General features: G+C 71.7%; 13 protein-coding genes and 1 tRNA gene. 9 read left to right on the top strand and 5 right to left on the bottom strand.

Features of this window, described 5'->3' with window-relative positions:
* Positions 1-122 precede the first annotated feature (122 nt).
* The 3 genes from BUE43_RS06195 to BUE43_RS06185 are packed head-to-tail and all read left to right on the top strand — an operon-like array spanning position 123 to position 3,555.
* Positions 123-836: an ATP-binding cassette domain-containing protein gene (locus BUE43_RS06195; RefSeq protein WP_073480439.1), complete on the top strand. Its 714-nt coding sequence runs from the start codon at positions 123-125 to the stop codon at positions 834-836.
* On the top strand, positions 833-2,932 hold the full coding sequence (locus BUE43_RS06190) for a YhgE/Pip domain-containing protein (protein WP_073480438.1): 2,100 nt from the start codon (positions 833-835) through the stop codon (positions 2,930-2,932). Before BUE43_RS06195 ends, BUE43_RS06190 begins: the two co-directional genes overlap by 4 nt.
* Complete coding sequence (locus BUE43_RS06185; protein ID WP_073480437.1) at positions 2,929-3,555, top strand: TetR/AcrR family transcriptional regulator; 627 nt, start codon at positions 2,929-2,931, stop codon at positions 3,553-3,555. Before BUE43_RS06190 ends, BUE43_RS06185 begins: the two co-directional genes overlap by 4 nt.
* Positions 3,556-3,757: 202 nt before the next feature.
* Here the strand turns inward: BUE43_RS06185 and BUE43_RS06180 are convergent, their stop codons facing one another.
* The 3 genes from BUE43_RS06180 to polA form a co-directional block, all read right to left on the bottom strand.
* The gene (locus BUE43_RS06180; RefSeq protein ID WP_073480436.1) at positions 3,758-4,390 is read right to left on the bottom strand and encodes a Rossmann-fold NAD(P)-binding domain-containing protein; all 633 of its coding nucleotides are present in this window, start codon (positions 4,388-4,390) and stop codon (positions 3,758-3,760) included.
* Positions 4,387-5,004, bottom strand: a complete 618-nt coding sequence (locus BUE43_RS06175; protein WP_073480435.1) for an AAA family ATPase — start codon at positions 5,002-5,004, stop codon at positions 4,387-4,389. Before BUE43_RS06175 ends, BUE43_RS06180 begins: the two co-directional genes overlap by 4 nt.
* Before the next feature lie 470 nt (positions 5,005-5,474).
* Complete coding sequence (polA, locus tag BUE43_RS06170; protein ID WP_407697094.1) at positions 5,475-8,207, bottom strand: DNA polymerase I; 2,733 nt, start codon at positions 8,205-8,207, stop codon at positions 5,475-5,477.
* 293 nt (positions 8,208-8,500) lie between these two features.
* On the opposite strand from polA, the gene BUE43_RS06165 reads away from it, so the two are divergent.
* A complete protein-coding gene (locus BUE43_RS06165; protein ID WP_407697093.1) occupies positions 8,501-8,926 on the top strand; it encodes a PaaI family thioesterase in 426 nt (141 codons plus the stop codon).
* A gap of 160 nt (positions 8,927-9,086) precedes the next feature.
* On the opposite strand, the gene BUE43_RS06160 is transcribed toward BUE43_RS06165, so the two are convergent.
* Both BUE43_RS06160 and BUE43_RS06155 read right to left on the bottom strand, forming a co-directional pair.
* A complete protein-coding gene (locus BUE43_RS06160; RefSeq protein ID WP_073480434.1) occupies positions 9,087-9,680 on the bottom strand; it encodes an ANTAR domain-containing response regulator in 594 nt (197 codons plus the stop codon).
* 111 nt (positions 9,681-9,791) lie between these two features.
* Complete coding sequence (locus BUE43_RS06155; RefSeq protein WP_200797395.1) at positions 9,792-10,763, bottom strand: NADPH:quinone reductase; 972 nt, start codon at positions 10,761-10,763, stop codon at positions 9,792-9,794.
* A gap of 31 nt (positions 10,764-10,794) precedes the next feature.
* Between BUE43_RS06155 and BUE43_RS06150 the strand changes: the two genes are divergently transcribed.
* The 5 genes from BUE43_RS06150 to BUE43_RS06130 all read left to right on the top strand — a co-directional run bounded on the left by BUE43_RS06150 (position 10,795) and on the right by BUE43_RS06130 (position 15,127).
* Positions 10,795-10,868, top strand: a tRNA-Leu gene (locus BUE43_RS06150).
* 356 nt (positions 10,869-11,224) lie between these two features.
* Entirely contained in the window at positions 11,225-11,791 is a 567-nt protein-coding gene (locus tag BUE43_RS06145) for an excalibur calcium-binding domain-containing protein (protein WP_073480433.1), read from the top strand.
* Between the two features lie 71 nt (positions 11,792-11,862).
* Positions 11,863-12,504: a response regulator gene (locus BUE43_RS06140; RefSeq protein ID WP_073480432.1), complete on the top strand. Its 642-nt coding sequence runs from the start codon at positions 11,863-11,865 to the stop codon at positions 12,502-12,504.
* Positions 12,505-12,669: 165 nt separating this feature from the next.
* Positions 12,670-13,839, top strand: coding sequence for an acyltransferase family protein (locus tag BUE43_RS06135; RefSeq protein WP_073480431.1), 1,170 nt, complete (start codon positions 12,670-12,672; stop codon positions 13,837-13,839).
* 109 nt (positions 13,840-13,948) lie between these two features.
* Positions 13,949-15,127: a sensor histidine kinase gene (locus BUE43_RS06130; RefSeq protein ID WP_073480430.1), complete on the top strand. Its 1,179-nt coding sequence runs from the start codon at positions 13,949-13,951 to the stop codon at positions 15,125-15,127.
* The last annotated feature ends 75 nt before the right edge of the window (positions 15,128-15,202 follow it).

Below are 15,202 nucleotides of genomic sequence, written 5' to 3'. Positions count from 1 at the left end.
TCCCCCGAAAGAGGGAGCGGACCCGCGCCGCGGCCGTTTTCAAGATCACAAAGTCCCGGTTTGCCCCGGGCCCAGGTCCTGACGCACTATTTGAACTGACTGGTCAGTACAAAGGAGGCGGTGTGGAGATCCAGGCCCAGCGGGTGGGCGTCGACGGCGCGCAGGGAACGCTGCTGCGCCCAACCTCGCTGGCGGTGCGGTCCGGCGAGGTCGCGCTGGTGAGCGGCGAACCGGGACAGGGGCACACGGCGTTGGCGCTGGCCCTGTCCGGTCGGATGCGCCCCAGCTCCGGCACGGTGCTGCTCAACGGCAAGGAGGACCCGCGCCGCCTCCGGCGCAAGGTCGCCGTGGTCGACGCCCCCGGGGTGTCCGCGCCCGAGGACGCGTTGGACCTGGCCTTCGTGGTGCGGGAGGAGATGGGTCTGGGCGGCCACCGCGCCTCCCGGCGCTCCGTCGCCACCTGGCTCGCCGAGCGCGACCTCAGCCAGTACGCGCACAGCCGCTTCGACGCCGTCCCGCCGGACGTCCGCATCCGCCTGCTGGTGGAGCTGGCCGCCCTGCGCCGGGGCGTCCGGGCGCTCGTCCTGGACTGCCCCGACCGCCACGGCACCGACCCGCTGGCGTGGTGGTCGCTCGCCCGGCGTCAGGCCGAGCAGGGCCTCGCCGTGGTCGTGCTGTGCGCGCCGCCGGCCGCCGCGCTGCTGAAGGTCCCCAGCGCCCGGCTCGGCCAGCACGAGCAGCCGGCGCCGATCGCCGTCCGCGCGCCCGAGGGCGACCAGCCCGCCGGCGCCGCCCCCCTCTCCCCCACGATGACGCTGCCCATGGAGAAGTCGTGACCCCGTTCCGCCTCGCGGCCGCCGAGCTGCGCCGGATCACCGCAGGGAAGCTCCCCAAGCTCGCGGTGCTGGCCCTGGTGCTGGTGCCGCTCATGTACGGCTCGCTGTACCTCTACGCCAACTGGGACCCGTACGCGAACCTCGGCGAGGTGCCGGCCGCCATCGTGGTCGACGACCGCGGCGCCACCAAGGACGACAAGCCCATGCGCGCCGGCGAGGACGTGGCCAAGGAGCTGGTCGACGGCAGGAAGTTCGACTGGCACCGCACCGACCGCGCCGACGCCGAGGACGGGGTGCGCAACGGCCGCTACACGTTCTCGCTGACCTTCCCCGCCGACTTCTCCGAGGCCCTGACCTCCGCCGGTGACTTCCGGCCCAAGCAGGGCACGATCATCGTCACCACCAACGACGCGAACAACTACCTCGTCGGCACGATCGCCAACAAGGTCACCGACGAGATCCGCCGGGCGGTCACCGCCAAGGTCGGCAAGGAGGCCGCCGACAAGTTCCTCCTGGGCTTCAACACCATCGCCCAGAAGATGCGGGAGGCCGCCGACGGCTCGGCCAGGCTGGCCGACGGCAACGCCCAGGTCGACGCGAACCTGCGCAGGCTGAACACCGAGGGCCAGCGCAAGCTGCTCAACGGCCTCGACGAGATGTACGGCAAGACCAAGGACATGCCCGCACAGTCCAAGCAGCTCGACGACGGCATGAAGCAGGTCGCCGGCGGGCTCGGCCAGCTGCAGGACAAGACCAGGGACATGCCCGCCAAGACCAGGAAGCTCGCCGACGGAGCCACCCAGGTCGCCGAGGGGGCCAACCAGCTCTCCGACGGAGCCCGGAAGGTCGCGGCCGGCAACGCGGAGCTCGCCGCCAAGGCGAGCGAGGTCGGCCGGGCCGCGCAGCAGGTCACCGACCACCTGAACAACGACGACGTCCACAAGCTGGCCCGTCAGGCGTGCGCCGAGCACCCCGGCCTGCCCGGCTGCGACCTGGTCGGCAAGGCCAACACGCGGCTGAACGAGCTCAACGGCCAGCTCCAGGGCAAGGTCGCCGACGTCAACCGGCTGTCCGACGGCGCCAAGCAGGTCGCCGACGGGGCCAAGCGGATGTCGGACGGCGCCAAGCAGGTCGCCGACGGCAACAACCAGCTCGCGGCCAGCTCCACCGAGCTCGTCAACGGCATCGGCCGGCTGTCCGACGGCGCCAGGCAGCTCTCCGACGGGACCGGCCGGCTCGCCGCCAGCGCGCCCCAGCTCGTCGACGGCGTGACCCGGCTCCGGGACGGCGAGCGCGAGGTCGTCACCAACACCGACAAGCTCATCAACGAGGGCACCGCGAAGGCCAGGGACGGCGCCCAGGAGCTGGCCACCAAGATCGGCGAGGGCGCCGGCAAGGTGCCCAACCCGGACGACCCGACCAGGAAGGCCACCGCCGAGACGATCAGCGACCCGGTCGCGATCAACAAGCTGAGCGAGGCGGACGCCGGCAAGTACGGCGCCGGGCTGGCCCCGTTCTTCCTCGGGCTGTCGCTGTGGATCGGCGCGTTCGTGCTGTTCCTGCTGATCAAGCCGCTGAACGCGCGGGCGCTGGCCGCCGGCCAGCCGGCGCTGCGGATCGCGCTGGGCGGCTGGCTGCCGGCGGCGCTGCTCGGCGCCGCGCAGGTGACGCTGCTGTACACGATCGTCACCACGCTGATCGGGGTGAGCCCGGCGCACCCGGTGGCCACCTTCGGCCTGCTGCTGCTGACCTCGCTGGCGTTCACCGCGCTGCTGCACGGCCTGAACTCGTTCCTCGGCTCGGTCGGCAAGTTCGTCGCCCTCGTGCTGCTGGTGCTCCAGCTCACCACGGCCGGCGGCACGTTCCCGTGGCAGACGACCCCGGCCCCGCTGCACCCGCTGCACATGGTGCTCCCGCTGTCCTACGTGGTCGACGGCTTGCGTCACCTGATCTATGGCGGTTCGCTGTCCGGTATGGGCGTGGATGTCGCGGTGATCGTCGGGTGGCTCGTCGCCGGCCTGGCCCTGTCCGCGCTGGCGGCCCGCCAGCAGAAGGTGTGGACACCGAAGAAGCTCAAGCCGGAGCTGGTGCTGTGAGCGTTCCCAGGGGCGGCCGGACCGGGGCGTCCCGGTCCGGCCGCACGGAGGCGACCAAGCAGAAGCTGTTCGACGCGGCGTTGCGGCTGGTCGGGGAGCGGGGCGCGGCCGGGGTGACGGTGGACGAGATCGCCGCCGAGGCCGGCGTGGCCAAGGGCACCGTCTACTACAACTTCGGCAGCAAGGACGCGCTGGTCGAGGCGTTGCTCCGGCACGGGGTCGACCTGTTGTCCGAGCGGCTGCGCCGGGCCTCGGCGCTGACCGACCCGTCGGCGGCGTTGGAGGCGACCGTCGACGAGGCGCTCGGCTTCTTCGCCGAGTACCCGTCGTTCGCGCAACTCCTGGTCAGCGAGATGTGGCGGACGCCGGGCGCGTGGCGGGAGACCCTGGAGCTGCTGCGGGACGACATCGCGTTGATCCTGCGCGGCGTGTTGGACCGGTTGGCCGAGTCCGGCCGGCTCCCGGCGGGCGTGCAGCCCGCGACGGCGGCGGCCGCGTTGTTCGGCACCCTGCTGGTGGTGGCGCTGGACTGGCACGTCTTCCACCCGGAGCGCACCAAGGAGGACGTGCGCGAGTCGGTGATCGTGCTGATCCGGGGCGTCGCCGGCCAGTCCGGTCGCTGAGCCGACCCCCGGTCGCGGAGACCACCCGGTCGCGGAGCACCCGGTCGCGGAAACCCACCCGGCCCGGCGCCACGAGTTCCGTGGCGCCGGGCCGGCTCGCGTTTCCGGGTCGAGTGTCGAGTGCACGGTCCGCGTTTCGCGTCGTGTGTCCGGTCCGCGTCTCCGGGCTGAGTGCCCGGCCGGCCTGTCGCGCTTCCGGTGCTCAGCGTCGCCAGGGGCCCGGTTCGCCGATCTGGTGCGAGTCGGGCGGTTCTCCGGCCAGCGCCCGACGCACGACCGCCAGCACGCCGTCCGAGATCTCGGCGTGGGTCAACCAGCGGCTCACACCGGCACCGTGCCCGAGTCCGAGCACCGCGTGATGGGTGGGGTGGCTTCGCGGGACGGATTCCCGCGTCGACGGCTCGTCGCTTCCCCGCACCACGACAACCGGAGCACCCTCGGCCAGCAAGGGTGCGACGGCGTGCAGCACCGCCGTCCGGTGGCTCCCGGGCACCGAAGCCACCAGCAGGTCCGCCGGCCCACCGAGCGCCTCGCCGGCCGCCGTGGCCAGCGCGTCCGGCTCCGCCCAGTCGGCGTGCACCCACCGGGCCCGCGCCGGGTCCTGGCGTCGTCCCGTCGAGGCCGTCGGGGCCATCGGGACCTGGCCGGGCAGCCCCAGCGCCGCCCTGGCCGCGGCGCCGGGACGGGGTGGCTCGGTGGACGTCTCGGGCTCGGCGCGGATCTCCCTGTGCCGACGAGCCGGAGTGACGACGTGCCAGCCGTCGGCGAGCAGCCCGGCGACGCAGCCGGCGAGCATGCCCGTCCCGCCCAGCACGAGCGCGCGCCGCCGGCTCACTCGTCATCACCCCGCTGGGCCACCGCGTTCAGCGGGCCGGCGAGCCAGGTCTCGACCTGCCGCTGCCCCCGCAGCCGGACGATCACGAGTTGGCCCACGTCGGGGTGCGTCAACAGCGCGCGCACCTGGTCCCCCACCTCGCGGTAGGTCCGCCACGACCACCGCACGACGTTCTCCGGGTCGGTGAACATGTTGCGCAGCGGCGGCTCGACGTTGCCGTTCCACAACTGCTCCCCGCGCACGCGTCGCGACACCGTGCGCCAGATGACCCGGCTCATCACGAGGGACTTCGGGTGGTCCAGCCACACCATGGTGTCCGCGCGCTCGGCCAGCAGCCGGCGGACCTTCCCGTACTGCCACTCCACCGCCCACTGCCGCCGCGCGCTGAACTCCTCGACGTCGGCGACGAACTCCGGCCTCGGCGTCCAGTTCGGACCGTGGTGCAACGCGTCCAGCTCGTAGGCCGGCAGGCCGAGCCGCCGCGCGATCGCGGCCACCAGGGTGGTCTTGCCGGCGCCCGAGGGGCCGGCGACGAGCACCCGCCGCGGCCGGTGCGGAAGCGGGTCGGTGGGGCCCAGCGGGTTGCCGGGTGGGGACGGGGCCGGGGAGAGCATCCATCCCACGCTAGACGAGCGGTTCACTTCCCCCGCACGACAACACGCGCGACAGCCGCCCACGCCGCATGCCCTCGGGCGGCCACCACAGCACGGAGTGATCAACAGGGGCCGCACGTCGCTCTCGCACCGAACAACGACCTGGCCCGGCATTCCGGGCGCCCTACTCGGGACAGCCCCCACCCGCCCTGGGGGGCGAGCCCTGCTCCAGCCTATCGATCAGCCACTCGGCCCCACAACAGACCAACCCCGACCTGTGGACAAGTCAGAGGGGTTGTGGACAGCCATTTGACAACAGCGGAATTTTCCTTCCCGGGAGAACCCGCCGGCGAGGAGATCACCCACGGTAGGCCACCCCGGCAGCACCACCACACAATCGGTGGTGCTGCCGGGGTACACCCGTTCAGGCCAAGAGAAGGCGTTCGCCTGGCCGCCCACGGCTCCCGGCTCTCCGGGCGCGACGACCGGAGTCAGTGCGCCGCGTCGTCCCACGAGCGGCCGACGCCCACCGAGACCTCCAGCGGCACCGAGAGCTGGTAGGCGCCACCCATCTGCGCCCGCACCAGCTCCTCCACCGCCGCGCGCTCGCCCTCGGCGACCTCCAGCACGAGCTCGTCGTGCACCTGGAGCAGCATCCGCGACCGCAGCCCCGACTCGACCAGCGCCCGGTGCGTGCCGAGCATCGCGACCTTGATGATGTCGGCCGCGCTGCCCTGGATCGGGGCGTTGAGCGCCATCCGCTCGGCCATCTCGCGCCGCTGCCGGTTGTCGCTGGTCAGGTCGGGCAGGTAGCGCCGACGCCCGAGGATGGTCTCGGTGTAGCCCTCCCTGCGGGCCCGCTCCACCACCGCGTTGAGGTAGTCGCGCACCCCGCCGAACCGCGCGAAGTACTCGTCCATCAGCTCCCGCGCCTCCTCGGTGGAGATGCGGAGCTGGCTGGACAGGCCGTAGGCGGACAGGCCGTAGGCCAGTCCGTAGTTCATCGCCTTGACCTTGGCGCGCTGCGAGGGGGTGACCGCGTCCGGGGCGACCGAGAACACGCGGGCCGCGGTGGCGGCGTGGAAGTCGGCGCCGGACTGGAACGCCTCGATCAACGCCTCGTCCTCGGACAGATGCGCCATGATCCGCATCTCGATCTGGCTGTAGTCGGCGGTCATCAGCTCGGCGTAGCCGGCGCCGACGACGAACGCCTCTCGGATCCGACGGCCCTCGTCCGTGCGGATCGGGATGTTCTGCAGGTTCGGGTCGGTGGAGGACAGCCGGCCGGTGGCGGCGATGGTCTGGTTGAACGTGGTGTGGATGCGGCCGTCGTCGGCCACCGACTTGAGCAGGCCGTCCACCGTGGTCTTGAGCTTGCTCGCGTCCCGGTGGTCGAGCAGGTGCTGGAGGAACGGGTGCTGCGTGGTGGCGTAGAGGTTCTGCAGCGCCTCGGCGTCGGTGGTGTAGCCGGTCTTGGTGCGCTTGGTCCTGGGCATGCCCAGCTCGTCGAACAGCACCACCTGGAGCTGCTTCGGCGAGCCGAGGTTGATCTCCTTGCCGATCACCGAGTAGGCGTCCTGCGCCGCCTGCTTCACCTTGCCGGCGAAGTGCGCCTCCAGCTCGGCGAGCTGCTCACCGTCGACGGCGATGCCCACCGCCTCCAGGTCGGCCAGCACGCCCAGCAGCGGCAGCTCCAGCTCCGCCAGCAGCCGGTCGCCGCCGATCCGGACCAGCTCGGCGTCCAGCGCGTCGGCCAGGTCGGCGACCGCGCGGGCGCGCAGGATCTCGTTGCGCGCGGTGTTCTCGGCGTCCTCGTCCTCGCCGAGCAGGGAGAGCTGCCCGTCGGCGGCCTCCTCCTCGGCGCGCAGCTCCCGCTGGAGGTAGCGCAGCACCAGGTCGGCCAGCTCGAACGACCGCTGGCCCGGCCGGGCCAGGTAGGCGGCCAGCGCGGTGTCGGTGGCCAGACCGGCCAGCCGCCAGCCGCGGCAGCGCAGCGCGTGCGAGGGGCCCTTGACGTCGTGCGCCGCCTTGGGCCGGCCCTCGTCGGCCAGCCACCGCGCGAGCGCGGCGTCGTCCTCGGGCGTCAGCGCGGCCACGTCGAGGTAGCCGCCCTCGCCGTCGGCCGCGGCCAGGGCGATGCCGTCCAGGTCGCCGCTGCCCCGCCCCCAGCTGCCCCGGAAGGCCATTCCGGTGCGCCCGGAGGCCGTGTGGGCGTCGAGCCAGGCGGCCAGCGCCCCGGGCTCGATCCGCCCGCCGCGCACCTCGAAGCCCTCCTCGGCCTCCGGCTCGACGCTGTTGAGGGTGGCGAACAGCCGGTCCCGCAGCACCCGGAACTCCAGGTCGTCGAACAGCCGGTGCACCGCGTCTCGGTCCCACGGCCGCAGCGCCAGCTCCGTCGGCTCCACGCCGAGCGGGACGTCCCGGACCAGCTCGGTGAGCTGCCGGTTGAGCAGCACCGAGGACAGGTTGGCGCGCAGCGCGTCGCCGGTCTTGCCGCGCACCTGGTCGACCCGGTCGACCAGCCCGGCCAGCGAGCCGAACTCGCGGATCCACTTGGCCGCGGTCTTCTCCCCCACGCCGGGGATGCCGGGCAGGTTGTCCGAGGGGTCGCCGCGCAGGGCCGCGAAGTCGGGGTACTGCGTCGGCGTGAGCTGGTACTTCTCCTCCACCGCCGCCGGCGTGAACCGGTTGAGGTCGGAGACGCCCTTGCGCGGGTAAAGCACGGTCACGTTCTCGGTGACGAGCTGCAGGGAGTCGCGGTCGCCGGTGCAGATGAGCACGGCGAAGCCCTCGGCCTCGGCCTTGCTGGTCAGCGTCGCGATGAGGTCGTCGGCCTCGTAGCCCTGCAGCGACAGCGCGGGGATGCCCAGCGCGCCGAGCACGTCCTGGATGATCGCGACCTGACCGCGGAACTCGTCCGGGGTGGCGCTGCGGTTGGCCTTGTAGTCGGCGTAGGCCTCGGTGCGGAAGGTCTGCCGGGAGACGTCGAAGGCCACCGCCACGTGGGTGGGCTGCTCGTCCCGGAGCAGGTTGATCAGCATCGAGGTGAAGCCGTAGACCGCGTTGGTGGTCTGCCCGGTCGTGGTGCGGAAGTTCTCCGCGGGCAGCGCGTAGAACGCGCGGTAGGCCAGCGAGTGACCGTCCAGCAGCAGCAGCCGGCGCCCCTCGCCGGCGGGCGTGGTGGTCTCGGCTGTGGAGGGGGAGCGGACCTCGGTGCTGTTCACGCCGCGAGTCTAGGGCGGCCCGCCGACACCCCCGGTCGGGTGACCGCCGGTGGCCGGCGGGGGCATGAGGCTTTTCACCCTCCCGTGGCCACCCGGCGCGAGCAGGGAGTTTCCCCACCGTTCCCGGTGGCCGTCCCGCGTCGCCCTCGTACTCTCCTTGTTCACACGCCCCAAACGCCCCGCTCGATCTCCATGGGGGTCTCCCAGCGGCCGGCGCGGCGTGAGCCACACTCTGTTCTCCTCTGCCTCGGCAACGCGACAGGGTGGAGGCCCGCACAGACCAGGAGAGCCCCGTGGAGACCGTGAACGACCCCGCCGACTCCCCCGCCGTCGACTTCGGTGACGAGCAGCTCACCGAACGGATGGGAATCCAGATCACCTCGTGGGACCCGGACCGGGTGGTCGGCACCATGCCGGTGAAGGGCAACCGCCAGCCGTACGGCCTGCTGCACGGGGGCGCGAACGCGGTGCTGGCCGAGACGCTCGGCTCGGTCGCGGCGGCCCTGCACGGCGCGCCGGAGCGGATCGCCGTCGGCCTCGAACTGTCCTGCACCCACCACCGGGCGGCCAGGGAGGGGACCGTCACCGGTGTCTGCACCCCGTTGCACCGGGGCCGCACCACGGCCACCTACGAGATCGTCATCACCGACGAGGACGGGAAGCGCACCTGCAGCGCGCGCCTGACCTGCGTGCTGAGGGAGCGCCCGCCCGGCGAGTGACCCCGAGCCGCTGCGCGGTGTCGTCGTCCGACGGGAAGCCACGTCGGTTGACGGCACCGCGCCGCGAACACTCCGCAATACGCGAAGTTCGTTGTTCCACAAAACGTGGAAAATCGCGCCGTAGTCGTGCTGAGTTATTCCACGCCGCGCGCGAGGAAAATCAGTTGAGGTTCTCCAGCACGGCCTGCGCCACCGCGCGCATCGTCGTGCGCCGGTCCATCGCGGTCCGCTGGATCCACCGGAACGCCTCCGGCTCCGCCAGGCCCTGCTTGTCCATCAGCACGCCCTTGGCGCGCTCGACGAGCTTGCGCGTCTCCAGCCGCTCGGTGAGGTCCGCGACCTCGCCCTCCAGCGCCTGCAGCTCGGAGAACCGGGAGACCGCCAGCTCGATCGCCGGCACCAGGTCCCGCTTGGCGAACGGCTTGACCAGGTAGGCCATGGCGCCCGCGTCCCTCGCCCGCTCCACCAGGTCCCGCTGGCTGAACGCGGTGAGGATGACGACCGGCGCGATCCGCTCCCCCGCGATCCGGGACGCCGCCTCGATGCCGTCCATCTTCGGCATCTTGACGTCCATGATCACCAGGTCCGGCCGCAGCTCGCCGGCCAGCCGGACGGCCTCCTCGCCGTCCCCGGCCTCCCCGGCGACCTCGTAGCCCTCCTCGCGGAGCATCTCCACCAGGTCGAGGCGGATCAACGCCTCGTCCTCGGCGACGAGCACTCGACGCGGCCGGGCCTCGGCAGCCGACTGGGTCACCGGGGTCCTCCTGCGGGGTCACGACGAACATCGGGCTGAAAACGCAAACCGCAGCCTACCCCGCCCGACACACGCCCTGACCACCGGCTTCTGCGTGATCGATGCGACACCTCACGGCACGAGAACCACCTTGCCGCGCGCTTGACCCGACTCCAGAAGCCGATGCGCCCGCGCCGCATCGGCCATCGGGAGCACGTGCGCCACCGACGCCTCCAGCCGCCCCTCGGCCAGAAGCCGGTTCACCTCCCGCGCCGCCCGCGCCTGCTCCTCGTGACTGGCATGACTGAGCGTGAAACCCACGATCGACACGTCCCGGAGATAGAGGTCGAACGCCGGCACCGGGTCCTCCTCCCGCCGCGCCGTCACCACCACCCGCCCGCGACTCGCCATGCTCGTCACCGCCTCCGCCAACGGGATCGCGCCCGTGGCATCCCAGTGCACATCCACGCCCACCGGGCTCGACCACTGCTCACGGGTGTCGACCACCTCTGCGGCACCCCACCGCCGCAACCTCGCCAACGCCTCGTCCGACCTGGCCGTCGCGACGACGTGCGCTCCCCGCTCCACCGCGACCTGCACGACCGCCGACCCCACCGCGCCGCTCGCGCCGTGGACGAACACGCGCTCCCCCGCGCTGAGCCCCACCCGTTCCAGACCGATCAGCGCCGTCGTGGCTCCGTGCAACACCGCCACCGCGCCCACCGGCTCGACTCCCTCCGGCAGACGGTGGAGACGATCCGCCGACACCGCCACCCGCTCCGCCGTCGGCCCCTGGCGCCCCGCGTAACCCAGCGTCGACGCCCACACCCGCTCGCCCTCGCGCAGCCCGCCCGCGGCGCGCTCCACCACGCCCACGACGTCCCGTCCGATGACGAACGGCCGCGGCAGCTCCGTGCGGTACTTCCCCGAGCGGACGAACGTGTCCACCCAGTTCACCGCCACCGCCTCGGTCCGCACCACGGCCTCACCCGCTCCCGGCTCCGGCTCCGGCAGCTCGCCGTACCGGATCGCCTCCGCCGGCCCAGGCTCCTCGATGTACGCAGCCCACACGAAGTCGATCTCACCACCCCCCTTCGCCAACACGCACCCTGATCGCGTAAAGTCAACGGGGTCGGCCCCTGTAGCCCAATCGGCAGAGGCAGCGGACTCAAAATCCGTCCAGTGTGCGTTCGAGTCGCACCAGGGGCACTCCCAATGAACAGCCAAATCGGCCCCTGACCAGGCGCAGTCTGGTCAGGGGCCGATCTTGTTGCATCGGTCGGCGTTCGGCCGCCGCGGCCATGAGGGGGTGTGGCGCGCCCGCGTGTGCCCGTGTGCCCGCACCGAGGGCAGGCACTCGCACGAGACTTGTTGACCGAGACACCGTGTAGGCATCCGGCAGTGCTGTCGCGGCGGCGGGTTGATGGCGGGGTAACGGATGGTGAGGTAGTTGACGATGTGACGAGTGGGCATCAGCGGTTGTTCGCGGTCGAAGGGTTGGTGCGGGCGTGGGCTTACGGTCGTGGTGGCGGGACAGGAAGCCGAAGTGGCCGTGGATCACCGGGGTGGTCGTGCTGCTGTTGCTCGTCGGCGTGTTGTCGCGCGACCCGAAGAGCGGCACGCAGGAGCAATCGTCCACTGTGGCCGCTGCACCTGTCACCACGTCTTCGGTCGTCACGTCCACGGGCGTTGCCATCCCCACCGATCTCGTGGGCAAGAATCCGAAGGACGCGAAGGCGCAGCTCGCCGAACTGGGGTTTCGCAATGTTGTTGTGGAGTCGGTGGACGGGCGTGCTGTCGTTGTGGAGTCGAACTGGCGCGTCGTGACGGTGGACGGCGCCGGTTCGTCAGCGCCCACGTCGGCCAAGATCACGCTTCGGGTCGAGAAGCCGGCACCGCCGACGACAACCACCCAACCGCCCCTCACCACTCGCGCCCCCGAGCCGGCGCCGCCGCAGGAGCCGGCTCCTGAGCCGAAGCCGCAGCAGCCCGATCCGCCCGCGCAGAAGCAGGTCTACTACGCGAGCTGCGACCAGGTTCGGGCGGCTGGTGCGGCTCCGCTCCACCGGGGGCAGCCCGGATATCGGTCCGGTTTGGACAGAGACAACGACGGGGTCGCCTGCGAGAAGTAACGTTGCCGCACGGAGATCCACAGGTGGTGACGGGGTCGGGCGGTGCGGTTGGCGTGCCAGAATGACCGGTCGTGACCATTCGGGTGCTCATCGCGGATGACCAGGAGATGGTCCGTCGGGGGATGCGGCGGATTCTGGAGAGCCAGCCGGACATGGCGGTGGTTGGCGAGGCGGCGGACGGCGTGGCCGCGGTCGAGCAGGCCCGGTTGCTGCGTCCGGACGTGGCGCTCGTGGACATCCGGATGCCCCGCATGGACGGCTTGGAGGTGACCCGGCTGCTGACCGGCGCCGCGGTGCCGGTCCGGGTCGTGGTCGTGACGACCTTCGACCTCGACGAGTACGTCTACCCGGCGTTGCGGTACGGCGCTTCGGGTTTCCTGCTCAAGCGGTCGGGGCCGACGTTGCTGGTGGAGGCGGTCCGGGCGGCGGTGGTCGGGGACAGCCTGGTCAGCCCGTCGATCACGGTGCGACTGCTCCGGCACATCACGGGGAACCGGAGCGACCGGGGCCAGGTGGCCGAGCCGTTGACCGCGCGGGAGACCGAGATCGCGGCGAGGGTGGCCGAAGGCAAGACCAACGCGGACATCGCCGCGGAGCTGTTCATCTCTCCGGGCACCGTCAAGACCCACGTGGCGAGCATCCAGCGCAAGCTGGGCGTGCGGAACCGGGTGGGCGTGGCGGTGCGGGCCTGGGAGATGGGGTACGTGACCTGATCCCAGGTCGAAGCCTGTTGTGGCCTCCGCGGGAGTTTCTGGCTCCGAGTGGGAAGAGCGGGGAGTCCTGCCTGGTTGGGAGAACCGGGCGCAGTGCTGTCGAATCGAGTGGCCCGACGACGGTGCCTTGCCCGTGTGGTTGTTCACACCGGGGAAAGGTTCGACATGCAGACAGCACGACAGGTTCGGAACCTGCCGTCACTGACCGGGCTGCGGTTCGCCGCCATGCTCCCGGTCTTCCTGGTCCACGTCGCGTTGGAGGGGGTGTTCTCGGCCGACTCGGCGAACTGGGGCTTCCTGAACGGGCTTGGCACGAGCGGTTACGTCGCGGTCTCGTCCTTCTTCGTCCTCAGCGGTTTCGTGATCACGTGGTCCTTCGACCAGCGGGACACGTTGCGCGGGTTCTACCGGCGCCGGTTGGCCCGCGTCCTGCCGAACCACGTCGTGGTCTTCGGCATCGCGTTGGTCCTGATGGCGGCGTTCCGCATGGCCGTCGGCCTGCCCAACGCGCTGGCCCAGCTCCTGCTGGTGCAGGCCTGGATCCCGGACTACTCCTACCTCGACTTCGGCAACAGCGTGTCGTGGTCGCTGTCGGTCGACGTGGTGTTCTACGGGCTGTTCCCGGCCATCATCCTGGTGGCTCGCAAGATTCGTCCGCGGCACCTGTGGTACTGGGCCGGCGTGGCGGTGCTCGGGGTGGTCCTGGTCTCCACCGTCGCCATGTTCCTGCTGCCCGCGGAACCGGTCCGCCCGTTGGGCGAGATCTCGGAGAGCCAGTACTGGCTCATCCACTTCCTGCCGGTCTCGCGCCTGTTCGAGTGCCTGCTCGGTGTCGTGATGGCGCGAATCGTCCAAAACGGACAGTGGATCGGGCTCCGTCCACTGTGGGCGTTCGCCTTGCTGCTCGCCGCCTACGCCATCACGTTCCTGGTTCCCTACCCGTACCGGCTGACGTCGGTGACGGTGGCCCCGCTCGGGTTGCTGATCGCCTCGCTGGCGGTGGCGGACGTCGAGGGGAGGCGGACGCTCCTCAGCTACCGCTTCCTGGTCCGGCTCGGTGAGCTGTCGTACGCCTTCTACCTGCTGCACAACCTCGTGGTGCGGTTCGGCCACCTCGCGTTCGGCGGCGAGGAGGTGGACGGCGAGACGGTGGGCCGGACATGGAGCACGCCGGTGGCCCTGGCGCTGATCGTGGCCGCGTTCGCGCTGTCCCTGGGCGCCGCCTGGTTGCTGCACACCTTCGTCGAGAAGCCCGCTGTGCGCCGTTGGTCGAAGGCGGGGCCGAGGCCGCCGGCGGAACCGGCGGTGGCTCCGGCGGGCGCCACGGCGAGCTGAGCCCCGAGGGGCCACGGCGCCGGGAGATCTGCCGAAGGGGAGATGCGCCACATCTCCTCGTGCGCTACCCGGCGTCGTGGCCCCGGAACGCTACCTAGGCTGCTGGTTCATGCGGAACGAGCCCGGGCCGACGACGAGTCGGCGGCGTTTCTGGTGTGGTCTGGTGGTCGCGACGCTGTTGGCGCCGGCCCTCGCCGGGCCGCCGAGCACGCTCGTCGCGGCGGTCGCGGCGGCGGTGACGACGGTGATCGCGATGCTGCGCTGGCCGACCGGCAGGATCTCGCTCGCTTGGGCGGCGGTGGGGGCGGCCGTCGTCTCACTGGTCGCCGACCTCGTCTACTTCGGACCGCACGGCCTGGTCCTGTTGTGGTTGCCCTTCGAGGTGGCCGCTCTCCTGGTGCTGGTCGGCCGGGTGATCCGGCGGGTGCCGGACAGGCGGGTCGTCGCCGTCGGGATCGCGGTCTCGGTCGCGGTCCTGCTGACGCCGTTGCGGTTCGCGTCGCGCGCGCCCGCCACGACGACGACGGCGGCGGCCTTCCTGGTTCTGCTGATGGCCCTGCCACTGGCCGGCGCGCTCGGCGTCGGCCTGTACCTGAGGTCGTTGGACAACCGGCGGATCCGCGCGGTCGAGATCGCGCGCCGGGACCAGCGGCTGGAGGTGGCCAGGGATCTGCACGACTTCGTCGCCCACGAGGTGACCGGGATCGTGATCGAGGCGCAGGCCGCCCGGGTGGGCGACTACGACCCGAGGGAGGCCCAGGACCTGTTGCGCCGCATCGAGGACGCCGGCCTGCGCGCCCTGGCGTCGATGGACCGGACCGTGCAGACGTTGCGCGACCCCGAGAGTGGTTCGCTCGCGGAACCGCCACCGACCAAGGTGTACGGACTCGGCGACCTGCCGGAACTCGTCGAGCGCTTCGCCGGAACCGGGACGATGCGGGCGAAACTGGACATGCCGGACACGGTTGTCGGCGCGCTCCAACGAGATGCGGACAGCACCGCCTACACGCTCGTGCTGGAGGCGTTGACCAACGTACGGCGGCACGCGCCCGACACCAGAGAGGTCGCTGTCACCGTCGCGCCGGTGTCCGATGAGGTGGAGGTGATCGTGACGAATGACGGCGGGCAGGGCGGCGCTCTCCTGGGCACCGACCGGGCCGGGGGCGGGACCGGGCTGGCTGGCCTGCACGAACGCGTCACGGCCCTCGGCGGAACGATGGCGGCCGGACCGCACGAGCGGGGCTGGCGCGTGTCGGCAAGGTTGCCGGTGGAGACGCCTCGCCCCTGAGCGCCGAATCTCTGCCGAACGGGAGATGTGGTCGCTCCGGGAGAAGTCCACGCTGGACGGTGTCAACCCACAGCG

This window comes from Streptoalloteichus hindustanus, from assembly GCF_900129375.1.
GTDB classification, from domain to species: domain Bacteria; phylum Actinomycetota; class Actinomycetes; order Mycobacteriales; family Pseudonocardiaceae; genus Streptoalloteichus; species Streptoalloteichus hindustanus.
The sequence above is the reverse complement of the archived record's forward strand: the minus strand, read 5'-3'. Positions and strand labels throughout refer to the sequence as shown.

Coding starts and splice junctions, on each gene's coding strand:
- BUE43_RS06175 (WP_073480435.1), bottom strand. CDS start 5,004: ATGCTCTCCCCGGCCCCGTCCCCACCCGGCAACCCGCTGGGCCCCACC.
- BUE43_RS06135 (WP_073480431.1), top strand. CDS start 12,670: ATGCAGACAGCACGACAGGTTCGGAACCTGCCGTCACTGACCGGGCTG.
- BUE43_RS06130 (WP_073480430.1), top strand. CDS start 13,949: ATGCGGAACGAGCCCGGGCCGACGACGAGTCGGCGGCGTTTCTGGTGT.